Origin of the sequence: Streptomyces sp. NBC_00271, from assembly GCF_036178845.1 — a bacterium.
In the GTDB taxonomy this organism is placed as follows: domain Bacteria; phylum Actinomycetota; class Actinomycetes; order Streptomycetales; family Streptomycetaceae; genus Streptomyces.
Genome location: NZ_CP108070.1, coordinates 11497221 through 11514939, shown reverse-complemented (window position 1 = coordinate 11514939; position 17719 = coordinate 11497221). Strand labels below are relative to the sequence as shown.

Annotated in this window: 19 protein-coding genes and 2 pseudogenes; 10 read left to right on the top strand and 11 right to left on the bottom strand. The window is 68.4% G+C overall.

The annotated features are described in order from the left end of the window. Positions 1-171: 171 nt before the first annotated feature. Together OG798_RS52615 and OG798_RS52610 are read left to right on the top strand one after the other, a co-directional pair. Positions 172-594 carry an ATP-binding protein gene (locus tag OG798_RS52615; protein ID WP_373558873.1) on the top strand — a complete coding sequence of 141 codons (423 nt, stop codon included), beginning with the start codon at positions 172-174 and terminating at the stop codon, positions 592-594. Between the two features lie 286 nt (positions 595-880). Further along, positions 881-2446: a vanadium-dependent haloperoxidase gene (locus tag OG798_RS52610; protein WP_328759901.1), complete on the top strand. Its 1566-nt coding sequence runs from the start codon at positions 881-883 to the stop codon at positions 2444-2446. 634 nt (positions 2447-3080) lie between these two features. On the opposite strand, the gene OG798_RS52605 is transcribed toward OG798_RS52610, so the two are convergent. Both OG798_RS52605 and OG798_RS52600 read right to left on the bottom strand, forming a co-directional pair. Continuing rightward, positions 3081-3398, bottom strand: a complete 318-nt coding sequence (locus OG798_RS52605) for an ATP-binding protein (protein WP_328759900.1) — start codon at positions 3396-3398, stop codon at positions 3081-3083. Continuing rightward, entirely contained in the window at positions 3398-4168 is a 771-nt protein-coding gene (locus OG798_RS52600; protein WP_328759899.1) for a Mu transposase domain-containing protein, read from the bottom strand. The genes OG798_RS52605 and OG798_RS52600 overlap by 1 nt, the downstream gene beginning before the upstream one ends. A gap of 187 nt (positions 4169-4355) precedes the next feature. Here OG798_RS52600 and OG798_RS52595 point away from each other — a divergent pair, with 187 nt between their 5' ends. Both OG798_RS52595 and OG798_RS52590 read left to right on the top strand, forming a co-directional pair. Next, on the top strand, positions 4356-4628 hold the full coding sequence (locus OG798_RS52595) for a rodlin (RefSeq protein ID WP_435864196.1): 273 nt from the start codon (positions 4356-4358) through the stop codon (positions 4626-4628). Between the two features lie 122 nt (positions 4629-4750). Then, positions 4751-5218, top strand: coding sequence for a nuclear transport factor 2 family protein (locus OG798_RS52590; RefSeq protein WP_095850074.1), 468 nt, complete (start codon positions 4751-4753; stop codon positions 5216-5218). Between the two features lie 317 nt (positions 5219-5535). Here the strand turns inward: OG798_RS52590 and OG798_RS52585 are convergent, their stop codons facing one another. The 4 genes from OG798_RS52585 to OG798_RS52570 form a co-directional block, all read right to left on the bottom strand. Beyond that, positions 5536-6345, bottom strand: coding sequence for a class I SAM-dependent methyltransferase (locus OG798_RS52585; protein WP_121413335.1), 810 nt, complete (start codon positions 6343-6345; stop codon positions 5536-5538). A 137-nt stretch (positions 6346-6482) separates the two neighbouring features. Beyond that, positions 6483-7793 (bottom strand): hypothetical protein, encoded by a 1311-nt coding sequence (locus OG798_RS52580; protein ID WP_328759897.1) that lies wholly within the window; start codon positions 7791-7793, stop codon positions 6483-6485. Continuing rightward, on the bottom strand, positions 7790-8107 hold the full coding sequence (locus tag OG798_RS52575) for a helix-turn-helix domain-containing protein (RefSeq protein WP_328759896.1): 318 nt from the start codon (positions 8105-8107) through the stop codon (positions 7790-7792). The genes OG798_RS52580 and OG798_RS52575 overlap by 4 nt, the downstream gene beginning before the upstream one ends. Continuing rightward, on the bottom strand, positions 8104-9180 hold the full coding sequence (locus OG798_RS52570) for a tyrosine-type recombinase/integrase (protein ID WP_328759895.1): 1077 nt from the start codon (positions 9178-9180) through the stop codon (positions 8104-8106). Before OG798_RS52570 ends, OG798_RS52575 begins: the two co-directional genes overlap by 4 nt. Positions 9181-9867: 687 nt before the next feature. On the opposite strand from OG798_RS52570, the gene OG798_RS56950 reads away from it, so the two are divergent. Then, positions 9868-10116 carry a DUF3761 domain-containing protein gene (locus OG798_RS56950; protein ID WP_358582893.1) on the top strand — a complete coding sequence of 83 codons (249 nt, stop codon included), beginning with the start codon at positions 9868-9870 and terminating at the stop codon, positions 10114-10116. Here the strand turns inward: OG798_RS56950 and OG798_RS52565 are convergent. The 3 genes and pseudogenes from OG798_RS52565 to OG798_RS52555 form a co-directional block, all read right to left on the bottom strand. Beyond that, the gene (locus tag OG798_RS52565; RefSeq protein ID WP_328759894.1) at positions 10109-10627 is read right to left on the bottom strand and encodes a hypothetical protein; all 519 of its coding nucleotides are present in this window, start codon (positions 10625-10627) and stop codon (positions 10109-10111) included. The two genes, OG798_RS56950 and OG798_RS52565, sit on opposite strands and share 8 nt — an antisense overlap. Before the next feature lie 124 nt (positions 10628-10751). Next, positions 10752-11340: pseudogene (gene ku / locus OG798_RS52560) on the bottom strand (non-homologous end joining protein Ku); the annotation flags it as partial. Between the two features lie 270 nt (positions 11341-11610). Beyond that, positions 11611-12174, bottom strand: a complete 564-nt coding sequence (locus OG798_RS52555) for a dihydrofolate reductase family protein (RefSeq protein ID WP_121413339.1) — start codon at positions 12172-12174, stop codon at positions 11611-11613. Between the two features lie 189 nt (positions 12175-12363). On the opposite strand from OG798_RS52555, the gene OG798_RS52550 reads away from it, so the two are divergent. From OG798_RS52550 to OG798_RS52540, 3 genes are read left to right on the top strand one after another with little or no spacing between them, the layout of a single operon-like run. Next, entirely contained in the window at positions 12364-13245 is an 882-nt protein-coding gene (locus tag OG798_RS52550) for an integrase core domain-containing protein (protein ID WP_328759893.1), read from the top strand. Continuing rightward, entirely contained in the window at positions 13232-13690 is a 459-nt protein-coding gene (locus OG798_RS52545) for a hypothetical protein (RefSeq protein WP_328759892.1), read from the top strand. Before OG798_RS52550 ends, OG798_RS52545 begins: the two co-directional genes overlap by 14 nt. A gap of 34 nt (positions 13691-13724) precedes the next feature. Next, positions 13725-14264 carry a hypothetical protein gene (locus tag OG798_RS52540; protein ID WP_120988617.1) on the top strand — a complete coding sequence of 180 codons (540 nt, stop codon included), beginning with the start codon at positions 13725-13727 and terminating at the stop codon, positions 14262-14264. Positions 14265-15172: 908 nt separating this feature from the next. On the opposite strand, the gene OG798_RS52535 is transcribed toward OG798_RS52540, so the two are convergent. After that, the gene (locus tag OG798_RS52535) at positions 15173-16036 is read right to left on the bottom strand and encodes a LysR family transcriptional regulator (RefSeq protein ID WP_121418063.1); all 864 of its coding nucleotides are present in this window, start codon (positions 16034-16036) and stop codon (positions 15173-15175) included. Between the two features lie 93 nt (positions 16037-16129). Between OG798_RS52535 and OG798_RS52530 the strand changes: the two genes are divergently transcribed. Then, on the top strand, positions 16130-16867 hold the full coding sequence (locus OG798_RS52530; RefSeq protein ID WP_328759891.1) for an SDR family oxidoreductase: 738 nt from the start codon (positions 16130-16132) through the stop codon (positions 16865-16867). Positions 16868-17067: 200 nt separating this feature from the next. Then, positions 17068-17301, top strand: a complete 234-nt coding sequence (locus OG798_RS52525) for an antitoxin MazE7 (RefSeq protein WP_328759890.1) — start codon at positions 17068-17070, stop codon at positions 17299-17301. Positions 17302-17357: 56 nt separating this feature from the next. Here the strand turns inward: OG798_RS52525 and OG798_RS52520 are convergent. Further along, positions 17358-17669: pseudogene (locus OG798_RS52520) on the bottom strand (transposase); the annotation flags it as partial. Positions 17670-17719: the final 50 nt, after the last annotated feature.

The window sequence follows — 17719 nt, the reverse complement described above, 5'->3', positions numbered from 1 at the left end:
TCCGAACAAAAGAGGTGAATAGTTCGAACCGTCCGGCATGTGTCGTCCGTGGAACTCAATGAGCGCGCCCATGCAGGATCAGGATCCGGCCCACCGACCGCCCCCGAAATTATTTGCGGTCACCCCGTTCCGGTCTCAGCCAACCCACAGAAGAGCCAGAAGACCATGTTTGTGACCGATTCCGCCAGCCCGACTTCACTGCTTGGTCGGCCCTGCCGCCGCCAGGCACTGCGCACCCTGCCCGCGCAGGAGGCACACGTCTCCGCCGCCCGTCACTTCGCGGCCGATCTGCTGGAGACCTGGAGCGTACCCGCGAGCGAACGGGACTCCGCCGTCCTCATCGTCGACGAACTCGCCGCCAACGCCGCCCAGTACAGACGCGAGCGCATGACCCTGCTGCTCGTCCTCGACCACGGCACTCTGCACATCGTGGTCAGTGACTCCGGAACGGCCGTGGAGCACCTTCGCCCCGACATCGCCCCGGACGAACACGGCCGCGGCACCGGAATCGTCCAATACCTCGCCCAGTCCACCGAGGTCCACCAGACGGGCAGCGGCCGCGAAGTCCGCGCCTGCCTGAGGTGCTCGCCATGACCGGACCGTACGCTCCGCACGAGCTGCGACCCCCTGCCGGGGCCGGCACTGCAGCACAGCGACGGGCTACCGGGGGCGGCCGCGGCGCCGGGTCACCCGACGCCCCCGCCAAGTGGGTCTTCGCGACCCACAAGCCGTGCCCCATCGACGGCCGCCCGGGCCCGGTCCACGTACCCATGCGGTCCACGGCACACCCATCGGCCCTCGATCACGGCGGCCCCCACCACGACACGGTGCTGTGTCAACGCTGCGGCGCCGGCCCCCGCGTACCGGCGGAGGTGTGAGCGTGGACGTCACCCCGAACAGCGGCAAGGGCAACGATGCGACGGCCGCCGAACGCGCCTGGCTGCTACGCCGGACCGCCCTCATGGTCCGGATGGCCCTGGACGACCCCGGCCCCGGCCCGGTCGCAGAAACCGCCGAACAACTCCTCCGCCACGACCGCCGCCATCCCGACCTGGCGGCCGGCCCGCACCACTCCGACACCATCACGCTCGCGTGGCTGGCCCAGATGAGCCACGTGCATGACCGCCAGTTGCCACAGCCCACCACCAGTGACAAGGAGCCACAGAACATGGGTGGAAAGCAGAAGACACTCGCCATACTTGCCGGAACCGTGCTGGCAGCCGGACTCACCAGCCCGGCCTTCGGGTCCACCACCGCTCACTCGCCAGCCCTGCGCACCGCCGCGACGGGGTCGGGGATGTCGGTCGTGGAGTGGAACCGCGAGCTCATCACCATCCTCGGCGATCCGAAGGCGCAGCCGTCCACCGTCCAACCGACGCGCAGCTTCGCGCTTCTCCAGGCCGCCGAGTACGACGCCGTGGTATCGATCACCCGGGCCGGCCCCGCCTACGTGTTCTCGGTGTCGGCGCCAGGAGGCGCTCGTGCGGATGCCGCAGCGGACCAGGCAGCCCACGATGTGCTGGTCGCCCTGTACCCGGCCAAGCGCGCAGGCGTGGACCAGCGGCTGAGCAGCCAGTTGTCCGCGATTCCGGGCGGCCCGGGCAAGCAGGCGGGCATTGGTGTGGGAGCCGCGGTCGCCCGCCGACTGATCAGCCTGCGGTCCAACGACGGGTCCTCAGCCGAGCCGCCGCGGTTCCGCCCCGGCAACAAGGCCGGTGACTACCGGCCCACCCCTCCCAAGTTCCCGGCACCGGTGTTCACCGACTGGGGCTCGGTCAAGCCGTTCGTGCTGACCAGCGGACGCCAGTTCCGCCCGACACCACCGCCGGCCGTGAGCGGCGCCGCCTACGCCACCGCCTTGAACGAGGTCAAGAGCCTGGGGAGCAAGACCAGCACCACCCGCACCCCCGATCAGACGGCAGCCGCGAAGTTCTGGGCGGCGGCACCCGTCTGGAACGTCTGGAACCAGGTCGCGCAGGGCCTTGTCACCTCCCAGAACGCGAGCCTGGAGAAGGCGGTGAAGGTCTTCGCCCGGCTCGACCTGTCCCTCGCCGACACCACAATCGCGATGTACGACGCCAAGTACGCCTACCGCGTATGGCGGCCCGTGGACGCCATCCGGCTCGGCGGTACGCACTACAACCCGAGCATCGTCGGCGATCCCAACTGGACCCCCCTGCTGGCGACCGCACCGGATCCGTCATATCCCGGCGCTCACGGCGCTCTCAGTCAGGCTGCGGCAACGACGCTCGCCGGGTTCTATGGTGCGCGGCATCATCTCGCGGTGACATCGAAGGGCGTCACCCGAACCTTCGCCGGCTTCCAGGACGCCGCCACCGAAGCGTGGCTCAGCCGGATCTGGTCCGGCCAGCACACCTCCCTCGACAACCGCGCGGGCCAGCAACTCGGCACCCAGGTGGCCGATTTCGTGGCGCGTCATCTCTGACCGCCCCGGCCGCGCGACAACCATTCACAGCATGGCAGTGGCCAGAAGCCAGTGGTCCCGGCGCATCGGGTACCACTGGCTCGGACCACGCTCAGAGAGCGGCCATCCTCCGCGCCGAGGGCCCGCAGCTGCTGGCCGGCAGGCCGGATGTCGGCCCACAAGAAGTCCTGGCTTCCTATCACCGCGAGGCACTGACTGAATGACTGTCACGGTCGGACCCGCCCGACCGCCCCACGTCGCTGAGCGCGGGCCTGCCCATGTCACTGTCGGCGGACCCGCAATCGGGGGCCTCGCTCGGAGTCCCCGCAGGTACCTCAACACCCCCGGGTCTGCAGGAGCTTCGAACTGCCGACCACATCCCCAAGCCGCTCACAGCCGAGTGACCGCTGCCGCCGCAGGTAGGGCCCACCCGCCGTCCGGCGAGGCAGGATCGGCCGCAGGCCGATGTCCCTGGGGCCGTGCGTCCGCGCGCCGCGTGCAGCACGATCTGCGCGCGCATCCGCAGCCGGTGCTCGGTCTTGTGGCCGTAGGCCATCTTCTCAAGCCGGGGGCGCTCAGCGGCGGTCCCGTCCTGACCTGGGTTCTCAGCGCGCTGCGATGCCCTGGCCCTGGTAGATCTCGTCGTAGTAGTGGATCACCATGGGGCGGGGCCGCGCAGATGAGCGACGTCGAGTTCCTCGATCGTCTTGATCGCGGGGAAACGGGCGGCCCGTACTCTCGCCTCGCCGCCATGTGATTCGCGGGCGGAGACCTCGCGTTGGAGGCAGGCGACGAGGTATTCGGCGTGGGTCCAGGACTCCTTGCGGGCGCGTTCGGCGAGCCGGTCTGCGGCGTCCAGCAGGGCCGGGGCCTTCATCCCGCGGGAGGGGAAGGCGAGGCCGGCGGCCGTCTGGGAGCCGGTCCTGCGGCCCGCTATGGTGCTTTCGGTCGGGGCGGTGGTGGTGCGGGGCATCAGCCGGCCTCGCTGTCGCCGCCGCCTTCGATGATAGTGAACAGCCGGTCATAGGAGCCGAGTTCGCGTTGCTCGACCTCGACGAGCGGGCCAGAGGGATCCTGGGCTGTCGCCTGGCGTGCGGCCTGCTGATGGTGCTGCAGCTGTCCGCGCATCGTCTTGCCCCCCTCCGCGTGGTCGGGATCGGTGATGGTCTGGTGGCGGGCCCAGCAGCGGGGGTGGCGGGCGACGATCACGCCGCCGGGCGCCAGCGCGAGGACCTCGTCATTGTCGGTCAGCACGGTGACGATGCGGCCGATCGCGTCGGGGTGCACGGAGTAGTCGTTGGTGTCGACGCGGACGTAGTGGTCGCGGCCGATCCGGGTCTGCATCCGCCACCAGGCGGGCGGGTCGACGGGCGGCAGGGTGAGCATCCCGGCCCGGTCGGCCTCCCACCGCTCGGTGGGGCGGGTCTGCAGGGTGCGGTGCACGCGCCGGTTGGCGACGGCCGGCCAGGTGGTCAGCTGGGTGTTGAAGTCGCCGGGGCCACTGAACGTGCGGCCGGGCAGGAAACTCGTCTCCAGGTAGCCGTTGGCCCTCTCGACCAGCCCCTTCGCTTCTGGATCACGCGGACGGCAGAGGCGGATCTTCGCGACGAGCAGGCCCGCGAACGCGGCGAACCCCGCCGTCAGCCTGCCGCGGCCGACCCCGGCCTCGTTGGCATCGCGTCCTTCTCTGCGCTCGCCCTGTCCCGGGGAGGAGGGTAGGGAGGAGATTTGAGCGCGTGCCATCGAAAGCTGAGCGGTTTGTTCGGCGGGCCCATGGCCTGACGTCATCCGTTTGCGCGAACCCGCGCGCGGGCCGCTCACGCCGTCACTTCAATGAGTATTGATCCACATATCAGCGTCAGTAGTCGCAGTGGCAGAAGGAGCGATCGTGATCCGCAAAATCGCAGTGACTGTGGTCGCCGCCTTCGCCCTGCTTGCCGCCACGCCAACCGGAGCCTGGGCCAACCCAGTACCAACTCCGCAGATGAGTCCCATCCAGGGAACTCTGAACAAGCCGTGCCTCGGGATCGGGAAGCTGGGTCTCCAGTCGCTCATCGCGCTGATCAACGTCGGCGTGCAGGATGTCCCCGTCTTGTCGGCGCAACAGCAACAGCAGTGCACTGACAACAGCACCATCAACGACGGCGACGACGCGCTGTCGCACATCCTGGACGAGATTCCAGTCCTCTCCGGCAACGGCTGACCGAGCTCGGCCTGCGGGACCATCAAGGAAGGTGGCGGCCTGGCCGATTACATGTACCTGGCCCGTGCTATGAGCCGCATTTGTCGGCTACTCGCAGATCCCATCATCCGGGAGGAACAGTCATGTCCACACGTCCACCCGTGCCGCCGTTCACGCGGGAGACGGCGATCGAGAAGGTCCGGCTGGCAGAGGACGCCTGGAACTCACGCGATCCTGAGAAGGTGTCGCTGGGCTACACGGTGGATTCGCGCTGGCGCAACCGCGCAGAGTTTGTCAACGGACGCGAAGAGATCGTCGCCTTCCTGACCCGCAAGTGGCACCGCGAGCTGGACTACCGGCTCATCAAGGAGCTGTGGGCGTTCACCGAGAATCGGATCGCGGTGCGGTTCGCCTACGAATGCCACGACGACTCCGGCCAGTGGTACCGCTCCTACGGCAACGAGAATTGGGACTTCGGCGAAGACGGCCTGATGAGGGTCCGTCTCGCCTGCATCAACGATCTCCCGATCGCCGAATCCGACCGCAAATACCACTGGCCGCTGGGCAGGCGTCCCGATGACCACCCCGGTCTGAGCGACCTGGGGTTCTGACCCTCACGCATTCTCGCCCTTACCGCTGGCCCTCCAACCGAACGGGAGAGGGAGCCAGCGAAAGATCGATGAACCGGCCCGCCACGCACTGCCCAGAAGTAGATCAGTGGATGTGCCACCACGCCCCGCTCTGCCTCGCTCCTCAACCGCTGAGAACTACAGTTTGCGGCTGGTGACAGACTTCTTACCAGGCCGTCGGCCGTGAGTTCAGCGTGACTGAGGTGCTTTCAATGGGAACCCACGGCGTCTTTGGCAGGCAGGCATGGAAGTGCGGTGGGTCCGTTGCCGCTGAATCGGCAAGTCCTTCACCACTGGACTCACTCGGCGCGCTGTCCGACGCGGAGGACGCTCAGGTAACGGCGGGATGCTCGGTCGCCCATCCGCGTGCGGATGCGCTCGGCGATTGCGTCGAGCAGGGGCTCGCGGACGTCGCGGTCGAGCCTCCGGTACAGCGACAACGAGCGAAGGTGATCGGCAAAGTCGTCCCCGTTGAACCACTGAACGGTCGGGTACCAGCGCACGATCGTTGGGCCGAACAATCCTCCGGGGTCGTCGACCAGTCCCCAGCCCTCGTCGGTGGTGCGCACGTCGTCCTCCAGGGGAGGATGGCCCCAGTCGGGGTTCCCGGGGCAGAACCGCTCGTGGAGGTCGGCGGTCTCGGCGTACACCTCCGACTCTCCCACTCGGCGGACAACGACATTGCCGAGCAGTGCCATCCAGCCTGCGGGATGGAGCACGTCGTGCGCTCGCTGCCAGCCGATCGAGGGGTCGACCCAGTGCCACGACGACGCAGCCACGAGGACATCGAAGCGTCGACCGTGGTCGTCCCACTCCTCAAACATCGACGTCTCGACTTCGACGTTGCCGAAGGAGGCGATCCGCTGGCGAGCGAGTGCGGCCATGTCCGCGCCCGGCTCGATGGCGGTCACTGAGCACCCGAGCGTTGCCAGCGAGCGCGTCGCCTGACCGGTACCGCAGCCCACCTCCAGCACCGACGACCTTTCGTCCATGCCGGTGACGGTGACAAGGTCCGCGAACAGCTCGTCAGGGTATCCCGGCCGGACCCGGTCGTAGAGCTCGGGCACCTCGTTGAACACCCGACCGAGGTCATGTCGATTCGGGCGCATCTGCGGATCACCAGTCACGAGCGCACAAGCTATGAGGCGCGTCCACGGGGCGCCACTGGTTTAACGGCAGCTCCTCGACAGAAGCCGTGCCGGTCTTTTCTGTCAGCTCCGCCAGCACCGTTCGGCCGGGGATCCCTTCACTGGCAGCCGTCAAGAGCGCCCGTTCTCCCTTCCGACCGCATCTCGGCGGTCTGCTCGATCTGGTCGTCGAGCAGGTTTTGGGCGATGGCCGCGTAGCGGCTCGCGGCGGTGTGGGACAGGTTGAAGATCAGGGCGAGATGCAGCGGGTCGGTGCCGGCGGTCAGTGCTTCGTGAAGTACCCGGTCGCCGCGGATGCGTTCGAGGTAGACGCCCTGGTGCAGCAGGTGCCGTTTAAGGTATTCGGGGCTGACGGGTCCGGTTCCCAGGGCTGTCTTCGCGTTGATCAGGACGTGCCGGTTGGGGGTCTTTGGCCAGGTGGCCCGGCGCTGGTCGAGCCAAGCCAGCAGGGTCTGGTGGGGCAGTTCGCCGAGCCGTTGGCCATGTCCGGCGATGGTGATCCTGCGGTTGGGCAGGTCAAGGTCGTCCAAGGTGAGGCGACGGATGGCCGTAGCGCGGGCCGCGTGGACGGCAGCCAGGGCGACGATCAGCCGTTGCGCCGGGGTGACGGCGATCCGCTGGACTGCGAGCACTTCGTCGTCGGTCATCGGCAGCAGGCTGCGTGGGATGTCCTCCGTCCTGAGCCGGGTGGTGGGGTTGGCGAAGATCAGGCCGCGCTTCTTGGCGAAGCGGAACAGTGAGCGCAGTGCCGCGATGGCGTTGCGACGCTGCCATCCATGCAGGGGTGACAGCGCGGCCGTGACGTCGGCGGCGGTGATTTCGCGCAGGTGATCACGGGTCGTCGCCCAGTTCTCCAACAGGGGGCGGACACAGCCGAAGTAGACGTAGAGACAGGTGCGGGACCGGGGTTTGGCGCGCCTGTCACCGTCGAGGAGGACCAGCAGCCAGGCGCGGACGTCGCCGGCGAATCCGGCGGGCAGTTCGCCGGTGCGGTCGTCGATCCAGGAGCGGATCGACGAGGCGCTGTCATCTTCCCGAAGGTCCAGGTCGGCGAGGACTTCGGCGACCCGAAAACTGGAAGCGTGTCGAGGTATTCGCGTGCGGGTTTCGGTGAGCTTCACGGGCTTGCCGGGCGGGCGGTGCTCCAGCACCGCCGTCAGGCCGTCCATCGCGCACCGCACGAGCGACGGCGACCATCCGTTGGCCTCGCCGAGTAGTTCGGCGTGGGCCGAGGCCGACCGGAGCGCGGGGTTGTCCGAGTTCAAGGCGGGGTGCTGCCAGCGTGGCGGGGGTGGGACGCCCGCCTTGCGCCGGTAGTAGGAGGCCAAGCCCCGGCACTTGTTGTCGCAGTACGCCCGGTCCCGCCGGGAGCCCTCGGGCAGCAGCTTGCCGCAGTGCACGCAGTTCATCGAGGGGGCAGAGACCTGCCTGTGCGAGGACGTGGGGCGAAGGCGCGCGGCTGGCCCACCGCAGTGGCCTGCGAGTCGGTCGCCAACGTCGGCTCCGGCACCCGCTCCGGCAGCAGCAGTTCCTCGACGCCGCAGCCGAGCACCGCGCAGATGACGTCGAGCTCATCGAGCTTGACGGTGTTCGGCTGACCGGACCACAGCCCCGACATCTTCCCCGCGCTGATCACGACGCCACGCTCGGCGAGCATCCGCTGGAGTTCGCTGGCCTTCCAGATGCCGCGGTTGGCGGCCGCCAGACGAAGGTTCCACTTCACTGGGCCAGTCCCTTCCATCGCTCGGTTGCGCGCTGCTGTCCGGCGACCCAGGCGTCTTCGACATGGGTGCCGTGGACGTGGATATACCGGGCCGTGGTACCGGTCCAGGTATGTCCAAGTAGTTCCTGGATGGCGAACAACGTCATGCCGGCGAGATAGAGCTGGGAGGCACAGAAGTGCCGCCACACGTGCGGGGTGAGCTTCCCGGCCCAGGTCGGCAGGTGCTGGGCGGCGGCATCGGCCAGCGACCGGCGGAAGACGTCGGCGGTCGCCCGCGAGCAGGAACCGTCCTGGTTCTTGCGCTCGGAGGGGAACAGCGGTGCGCCCGGCCGGGTGTGGTCGGCGTCGAAGTGGCCCCATACGTCCTCGATGAACCACCGCAGGTTCCGGTCGGCACCGTTGATCAGCGGCACCAGCCGTGGCTTCGGCCCGCGTCTGCGGGAACCTTTGCCGTGTCGGACGTTGAGCTTGCCGAAGCGGCCCAGCTCCCACCGGACGTCGTCCAGGTCGAGCATCCGTGCCTCGTTGATCCGCAGCCCCACGTCCGCCGCCAGCCGGGCCACCGCGTAATTGCGGGCGGCCGGGCCGAATTTGCGGCAGGTCACCAGCTCCTCACGCCACCCGGCGAACAGCGCCTCGATCTCCGCTTCACTGGGCGGGATCCGCAGCTGCGGATCCACCGAGGCCCGCGGCCGGTTCATCTCGTCCAACGGGCACTCGACCACGCGGCCGGTGAGGTTGTGCAGCTCGACCTTGTGCCGCAGCTCAAGGAACTGGAAGAACACCGCCAGCGCACCCGCCCGACCGGTCCGGGTCGAGGGTTTGGCGTCGCGGAGCACCTTGCCGAAATAGACGTCGGCGTCGGCGGGCTCCATCTCCCACAGCGGACGGCCGAACCAGTCCCGGATCAGCTCCAGGTGGTTGGTGTCGCTGCGAATCGTGCCGTCGACCAGACCGGCCGAAGCCCTGGCTAGAACGAACCCCGCCAGCACATCGGTCTCGAACGCGGCAAGCTCCTCCTCGCCCGCCGGCGCCCGGTACTCACGCAGATCGCGTACTACGGCCAGAGCCAACCCACGCCTCCACGACTTCACCCAGACTGAAGGAATCCCGACAGGGATGAGGGTTGCGCACTACGGGCGAGGTTGGGTCAGAACGGGCTTCGGTCACCCGGACGAGGTACCAGGTCCAGGTCCTGGCACTCTCAGTGGTGCCAGGAGCCGGGGGACGAACACGGAACCCGGGGACTATTGCTCACCCAATTCCCATGCCGGGCAACAGGACACACAAACGTCATCCGTCTGTACGCCGAGCTCCAGGACCTCGGCTACCGCGGCGTCTATCAGCGGATGTATTCGAGTTCCATGCCGGACATCGCGGGGAGCGGCGGCTCGTGCGCAAGCACTGGAGCCTGGTCTTCGAACCGAGGTCGTCGCCGCGGTGATCGACGGCAATGCCAGCGTCGCGGACGCGGTCGCCGTGCTCATGCCACGGACGCCGAAGCCCGAGCAGTACAGCGCGTGATCGCCATCCGTGCAGGTCGCGGATATGTACGTACGACTCGAACGTGCGGCTACGACCGGGCCGCAACCGTCACAGCCTGGTGACCGCTCACCCGGCCGGCCGCCTCTTCCCGGCAGCCAGGTCCATGATCGCCTCTCCCAATCCACAGGAGGGGGAAGCTCTGATGCTGACCACATTCCGGGGCGCAGTTGCGGCAGCCGTACTGGCGGCCGCGCTCGCTCGATGCCCCGGTCGCGGTGGCGACCGACGCAGCAGCGGCGACGTGCGCCCGGCACACCACGGGCGTCTGCAAGGCCAACTCGCCACATCCGCGCAAGGCAACGGCGAAGTGCAAGGACGGCACCTGGTCCCACAGCGCCCACGCCCGCGGCACCTACTCGCACCACCGAGGCGTCAAGTACTGGTACCGGGAGATCCCAGTCCGCATGAAGCCCCCGGCCGCGCCCCCAGGTCGGGGGCTTCATGCTCGGCGGCAGGTCACCTGAGCTCAACAGCGTAGGAGGCGCCGTTGAATTCCCAACCGTCGGTGCCTTCGCCGATGTCGGCGACGATGACGTCGTCGATGAAGCGGTCCTCGAAGTCGTCGTCGCGCAGGTCGCCGGCCAGCCAGAGCGCTTCGATGTCGCTCCAGTCGCCGCGACGTCCGTCGATCCGCAGGGGTGCAGCACGGCGGGTGCCGCGTTCGCGTTCGTCGGCGCCGGTTTTGACGTGGCCGCTGATCTCGAACTGTCCGTCCTTGACGTGGTCGGGGATCGGGTCGGCGGGGACGATGGCGACGTTCTCGTACGCGGTGTGGATGAGGTCGCGGTAGCTACGGCGGACGTTGTACTCGGGATCCGACAGCCACTTGAAGAGGGTGTCGGGTTTCACGTCGAGGCCGGCGCTCTCCAGGGCCTCGTAACCGCGTCTGGTGCCGGTGAGCTGGCTGAGCTGGGCGTGCCAGTGCTCGGCGCTGTAGGAGGACAGCCGGTGGCGTGGGGTGACCTGGGCGCGCATGAGGTCGCCCAGGGCGGCGCCGAGGGAGTTGCCACGGCCTGTGGGTCCGGCGATCAGTCGTCACCTTCGGGGATGAACTCGCCGCGGGGAATGAACTTCGCCTTCACTTCGCCGAACCCGGTCCCGATTCGACCAGCAGCAGGGCCTCGTCGATCTCGGAGTCCGTGACCTTGGCCTCCTTCGGGGCGAGCTCGGAGGGGTCGCGGACCTCGTCGTCCCACTTGAGTACGTGTGCGACCAGTGCCCCGTCCCGCACCCGCAGCAGCACCAGGCGCTCGCGTCCGTACCACGCCAGCTTCGCGACGGCCACCTTCGTGTTACGGGTCAGCGCCCGGGCGATCAACACGTAGGGCTTCGCCGCGACTTGGCCGTCGTACTGCAGGAAGTAGTTGTCGCCGCTCAGCCGCACCGGGTCGATCGACGCGGCCGGCACGAACGCGACGATCTCGATCGCCTTCGCGGTCGGCAGCGGCATCTGTTCCAGCTCTTCGTCCGTGACCGAGACCAGCGTGTCCTTGGAGACCTCGTACCCCTTGCCGATCTCGCCCGCGGACACCTCGCGGTCCTCCGCCTCGCGGTCCTCCGCCTCGCGGTCCTCCGCCTCGCGGTCCTCCGCCTCGCAGTACTTGCGCACCCGCACCCGGCCCAGGTCGTCCGTATGGACCTGATGGAAACGGACCGAAACGGTCCTCGGTGGCGCTCATCAGCTTCACCGGAATGGTCACCAGCCCGAAGCTGATCGCGCCGCTCCACAGCGGTCGGGGCATCACAGACCTCCACGACAACCCCGAGCCCCACCAGCTGTAGGGTCTCAAAAGCCTTGGCAGAATCTCACGGCAGTTGGCAGATGGATGGCAGAAATGCCACTGCCATGAGACTTGCAGTTCAGGGGCTTCGCTCGCTTGGGTGGCTCGGGCGGTAGTCCGGGGCACCCAGGGGGTGTCACCCGCGGAGCATATGGCCCGTGACTCCCGGACGGGCGCTCAGCGCCTCGTCTCGTACCTGGTCAGGATCACGCCGGAGGGAAAAGTCCGCGTCTCCACCAGGTTCAGGTTCACCCAGTTGTCCAGCGCGGTGAAGAACGGCGTGCCGCCGCCCACCAGGACCGGCGCGGTGGCCAGCACGTACTCGTCAATCAGCCCGGCCCGCATGGCCGCCCCGCCGAGCGTCGCGCCGCCGATGTCCATCGGGCCCCCGTCCTCGGCCTTGAGCCGGGTGATCTCAGCGACCGCGTCGCCGGTGACCAGGCGGGTGTTCCAGTCGACCTTGTCGATCGTCGAGGAGAACACCACCTTCGACATGTCCCGCCAGCGGCGCGCGAACTCGATCTCCGCCGGGGTGGCGTTGGGCTGCTGGTCGCCGGTCGGCCAGTAGGAGCTCATCGTCTGCCACAGCTTGCGCCCGTACAGCGACAGGTCGGTCGCCTGCAACTGGTCGGACCAAAACTGGAACAGCTCGTCGCTCGGCACGCTCCAGCCGATGTCGTCGCCGGGCGCGGCGATGTAGCCGTCCAGGGTCAGGTTCATGCCGTAGATCAGTTTCCGCATGGCGCCAGCCTTCCGTGAGTCGGTCTCACGCGTACAGACCGGCGCGGCGCGGGAAACTCATCGGTGCACGATCTGAGCTCACATGTAGTCCTCGTGCTCGGTGGCTCAGCCGCAGACTCATCGTTCCGCCGAGGAAATGGCATCGAGCTGAAACGGTGGCAGCGCGAGACGCCGATGCACCTGTGACAGATGGACCTGGTTTGCGGGATCTTCCTGGCCGACGGCCGCGAGTGCAAGATGCTCACCGGGATCGACGATCACTCCCGGTTCGTCGTCATCGCCACCGTCCTGGCAGTGCCGTCCGGCCGGGCCGTCGCAGACGGATTCGTGCGCGCGATGCGGACCTACGGGGTGCCGGCCGAGGTCCTCACCGACAACGGCGAGCAGTTCACCGGGCGCTTCACCAAGCCCAGGCGCGCCGAGGTGCTGTTCGAACGTGTCTGCCGGGAGAACGGCGTCACCGCCAAACTGATCAAACCGTACTCCCCGACCACGACGGGCAAGATCGAGAGGTGGCACCAGACCCTGCGCCGTGAACTGCTCGACGTCTGCGGTCCGTTCGCTGACCTGCCCGCGGCCCAGGCCGCGGTCGATGCCTGGGTACACACTTACAACACGGACAGGCCCCACCGGGCCCTCGACATGGCCACCCCCGCCAGCCGGTTCCGGCCGAACCCGCCACCGGAACCGACGCTTGTCACTCCTCCAGCCGCTCCGGCCTCCCCTGAGGAACCGTCCCACGCGGCCGGGCCCGCGGCGCCGGTCACCATGCTGATTCCGGTCTCGGCACCGGCGATGGAGTTCGAGACCGTCGCCGCAGCCGGCGGCCTGGTCGCCGTGCTGCCCCGCGTTCAGCGGGTCAGGCTCGGCAAGGAGTACGCGGGGCGCCGCGCACGGGTGTGGGCCGACGAGCACACGGTCCACATCGATCAGGAGCGTCGCGTCGTGTCTCGACGCCGGCAACCTGCACGAACTCTCGATGCGCGGGGCCGTCCGGGCAGGACCTCCACCGGCGGCCTCCGCCGCGGGCCGGCTGGGACGTCTGGAACCCGGCACGGTGATCGAGGTTGACCGGAAGGTCGACCTGAGCGGTGTTACCAGCCTCGGCAGTGCCAAGGTGACCGTCGGATACGAACTCGCCGGCCAGCGCGTCACGTTGGGTCTGGACGGGCACCTGATGCACGCCGTCCACGACGGTGTCCTCGCCAAGACCCTGCCCGCACCGATCGACGCCGAACAACGAACCGGGCTTCGCGGCGCCAGAGCCGTCACCAGTGAACTGCCCGCACCCGCAGCCGGAGCAGTTCATGTCGAGCGCAGGGTCCCCGCCGACGGCGTCATCATGGTCGCCCGCCAACGGCTTCGCGTCGGCCGCACCTACGAGATCGTCACCGTCCATGTCGAGGACACCTACGTCCGCATCACCTTGAACGGCGCTGACCTCTCACTTCACCCGCGCAAGAACCAGCACCCGGTCACCCGGTTCAGAGCAACGATCCACGCTCCGAAACTCTGAGCACACCAAGACCGCGTGTTCTACGTTGACCGACATGAGCGCGTCGGGACGGGGCTACCGCTATGTCGGGCCGCACCATGTGATCGCTGCCGTCAAGGCAGCGGACGGTGGTGCCACGATCCGCACAGCCGCCGACTTCGCGGACTGGGTGGCAGCCCGGTCCGCCGAGGAACTGGAAGAGCCCTTCACCTTCGTCGTCGGCACGGACGGCGCTCTGCGGCTAGCCCCACGCCGCAGCGAACACGTCGCCTGCGCGAGCGGCGATCGGGTGCTGGGCGCTGGCGAAATCAGCTTCTACCGCGACGCCGGACGCTGGGTGGTGAACGAGGTCAGCAACCAGTCGACCGGCTACTGCCCGGACGTTGCCTCATGGCCGGCTGTCGCACAGGCACTGGACCAAGCCGACCTCGACCACCCGGACTGCTTCACACACGCAGTGGTCTTCCGCCGGTGTCCCACCTGCCAGGAGCACAACATCGTGCGAGAAGGCCACTTCGTCTGCGTCTTCTGCGACGCAGACCTACCCCGGCGATGGAACGTCGATCGGAACGCGGACGACCCAGACGGGCCCTGATCTCGTCCACCACAGCGCAGCCCTCAGCTCCTTCGGCCGGCTTCGGACCTCGGCTGCCCGACCATGTCCAGTAAGTCTTGAGCCCGTCACGGATCTGATGAGTCAGAAGTGTCAACCGAGTCCTGAGACCTCACACGACACACCGCGATGCCGCCCACCACATCACCGCATTCGACACCACCAGCGACCCCGACAGCGCCCTCACCTTCGCCTGTCTGCTCTCGCTCGCCGACCAGGAAGCAGGCGCCCAGTTCTGGTAGCACTACGCCGCCGGGGCCGGCAGCACCACAGCCTTCCTATGCTTGTACCTCCTCCACCTCCACAACGGAGACATGCGCGACGCCCGGCACTGGCACGACCAGATCCACCGCCCCAACCGTCTGAACTGGAGCAGCTACACACCCGTGCCACACCACGCCGACACCGCCGCCGGCCCCGAGGTCCACTACACCCTCCCCGTCCCGGGCCCTACCGTCTGCGAAAGCGCCGTGAAAGACGCGATCGGACGAACTCAAAGCGCCCCATAGCGGCGTCCTGGGCCCCATTCCCCAGCCCATCCCAGCCCTCGCCGACCACTGGCACGAACTCTGCTCACCGGGCTGAGGAGCTGTGATGAAAGGACTGGGGGCCGCGTACGGGATTCACGACATCAGCAGCTCGTCGTGGTCGTGGCCATCTTGACCAAGGCGTACCTGCTGGTCAGCCCCCCAGAAGGGGTTCTGGTAGCCATCTCGCCCGCCGGAGCCGTGACGGCTTCGCTGACCCGCCCGTCCCGCGGGCGGCCCGGCACGCCCTCTGCCGGCGCGAAGGTCGGCAGTGCACGGAGTCACGGCAGTGCCCGTGGCGGCCGGTGGTGGGGTGTGGGGCCGACGGTCAGCCGAATGGCGGCCACGGAAGGCGAGAACGGGTCATAGTTGTGCGGCCGTGCGGATCAGCCTTGCGAGGGCGACAGAGCGACTGTGCGCTGGCCAGGCGATGTGGGTGACGACGGGGGGTGCGTCGGTCAAGGGGACGGCGGTGTGCTCGGTCCATAGCCAGGCGCGGGCGGAGTCGGGGAAGACGGCCACGGTGCGTCCGAGGGCGATCAGCTGGGCCAGCTGTGTCTGGTTGTGGATCTCGGGGCCCGGGCCGGGTGGGTACGTGCCGTGGCGGGGCCAGCGGGCGAGCGGAAGATCGGGGATGTCGCAGACGTCGGCCAGGGACAGAGTCTTGCGCCCGGCGAGGGGGTGACCGGCGGGCAGGATGGCGATCTGCCCCTCGGTCATCAGTTCCTCGCTGTCGAACCCGGCGAGGGAGTTGAACGGCGCGTGCATGAGCGCCACATCGGCGCGGCCGTCGCGCAGCATCCCTTCCTGCTCACACATGCCGCACGGCAGCACCTCGATCTCGGCGGCGTCGGGCTCGGTCGCGTAGGCGTCGAGAAGCTTCTGCAGCAGCTCGTGAGACCCGGCGGCCTTCACCGCCAGCACCAGGCGATTGCGGGGGCCACCCGAACTGTCGGCGCCACCGGCGCGACGGGTGCGGCGAGCGGCGGCGGTGGTCGCGTCGAGGGCTGCGCGGCCCTCGTGCAGCAGCACCTCTCCGGCACCGGTCAGACGGACGCCGCGGCGGTTACGTTCCAGCAGGGGGACGCCGATGCGCCGCTCGAGCTGCTGGATCGCCCGGGACAGCGGCGGCTGGGCCATGCCGAGGCGCTCGGCGGCGCGGCCGAAGTGCAGTTCCTCGGCGACGGCCACGAAGTACCTCAACTCGCGGGTCTCCAAGGTGTCCACGGACACAACATATCTCAGTGATACTTACTGGGTATCACAGGGCACCGTATCGGTGTTGGATGGACCGCCCGTCCGCGAGCGAACATCAACGGCATGAGCGAAACGAAGATCGCGCTGGTGACCGGCGCGAACAAGGGAATCGGGTACGAAATTGCCACCGGGCTGGGCGCCCTCGGCTATCGCGTGGGCGTGGGAGCCCGCGACGAGGCCCGGCGCGAGAGTGCCGTCGAGAAGCTGCGCGCCGCCGGGGTGGACGCGTTCGCGGTGCCGCTGGACGTGACCGGCGACCAGAGCGTCACCGATGCCGCGGAACTGGTCGAACGGCAGGCAGGGCGCCTGGACGTCCTGGTCAACAACGCCGGGATCTCGGGAGAGACAGGGCCAGGGTGGGTGCAGGACCCGACCACGCTCGACCTCGACGTGGTCCGCACGGTCGTGGAGACCAACGTCATCGGTGTCATCCGGGTGACCAACGCGATGCTGCCTCTGCTGCGGCGCTCGACGTCGCCACGCATCGTCAACGTCTCCAGTGCCGTCGCCTCGCTGACCCGGCAGGCGGACCCGGACATCGAGATCGGCCCCGTCATGGCGGCCTACGCGTCGTCGAAGTCGTTCCTCAACGCCGTCTCCGTGCAGTACGCCCGGCAGTTCGCCGGTACGAACATACTGATCAACGTCGCCTGCCCCGGCCTGGTCGCGACCGACTTCACCGGCTTCCACGGACCCCGCACTCCCGAGCAGGGCGCAGCCACAGCGATCCGGCTCGCCACACTGCCCGACGGCGGCCCGACCGGTTCGTTCTTCGAGGACGACGGCGTCATCCCCTGGTGACCCCGAACCTACCGTGATCATGCCGTAAGCCATGGCGTGGCTCGACGCGACCGCGGATACCGAGCCCAGTCACGTGGGGTACTACCGCTCCCGGCCCGGCAGGCCGTCCGCCGCACGCTGACCGCCCGGTCGTGTGGTGGGCGTTGGCTGTCGCCGGGCGCGAACAGTCTCGCGACCTCGGCGATCGCCGGAACACCACAGTGAAGATCGACACCAAGACGCGGGACCGGTTTGCCGCGATCGCCCTCGCCCGCGGCACGAGCGTGCGCGTTCCCCTTGCCGAGCTGGCCATCGAGCAGGAGAACCAGCTCAATCTGGGCGTGGCCACCGCCGAGTTCCGCAAGGCCATCGCGCAGCCCGGCATCGCCGAAGCGTTCGACCGTGACTTGGGCGGTCTCCCTCAGCCCTCTCACACCAGCAGCCGGGCGGCCTGACCTTGCCCATCGAGCTGCATATCGATGTCCAGTGGCTCCTGGACCGGCAGGAGGAGGCCCTCCTTCTGCCGGACCAACTCCCGCAGCAGGCCGTTGAGCTGGGTGAACACGCCGTCCTTCTGCCACTTCGCGAAGTACCCGTAGACCGACTCCCAGGGCGGGAAGTCGTGCGGCAGGTAGCGCCACTGCACCCCGGTGCGGCTCACATAGAGGATCGCGTCCATGATCTCGCGCAGTTCGTGCTCGGGCGGGCGCCCGAAGTCCAGGGCACGGCCGCGACGCTCGAAGCGCCAGGCAGACAGGACCGGCTCCACCAACTCCCAGCGTGCATCAGACAGGTCACTCGGATACGCGCGTCGTTGCTGCATGATCCGGTCGTACCGCCCCGAGCCGAGTGCGCCCAGGCGTGCAACAGCGG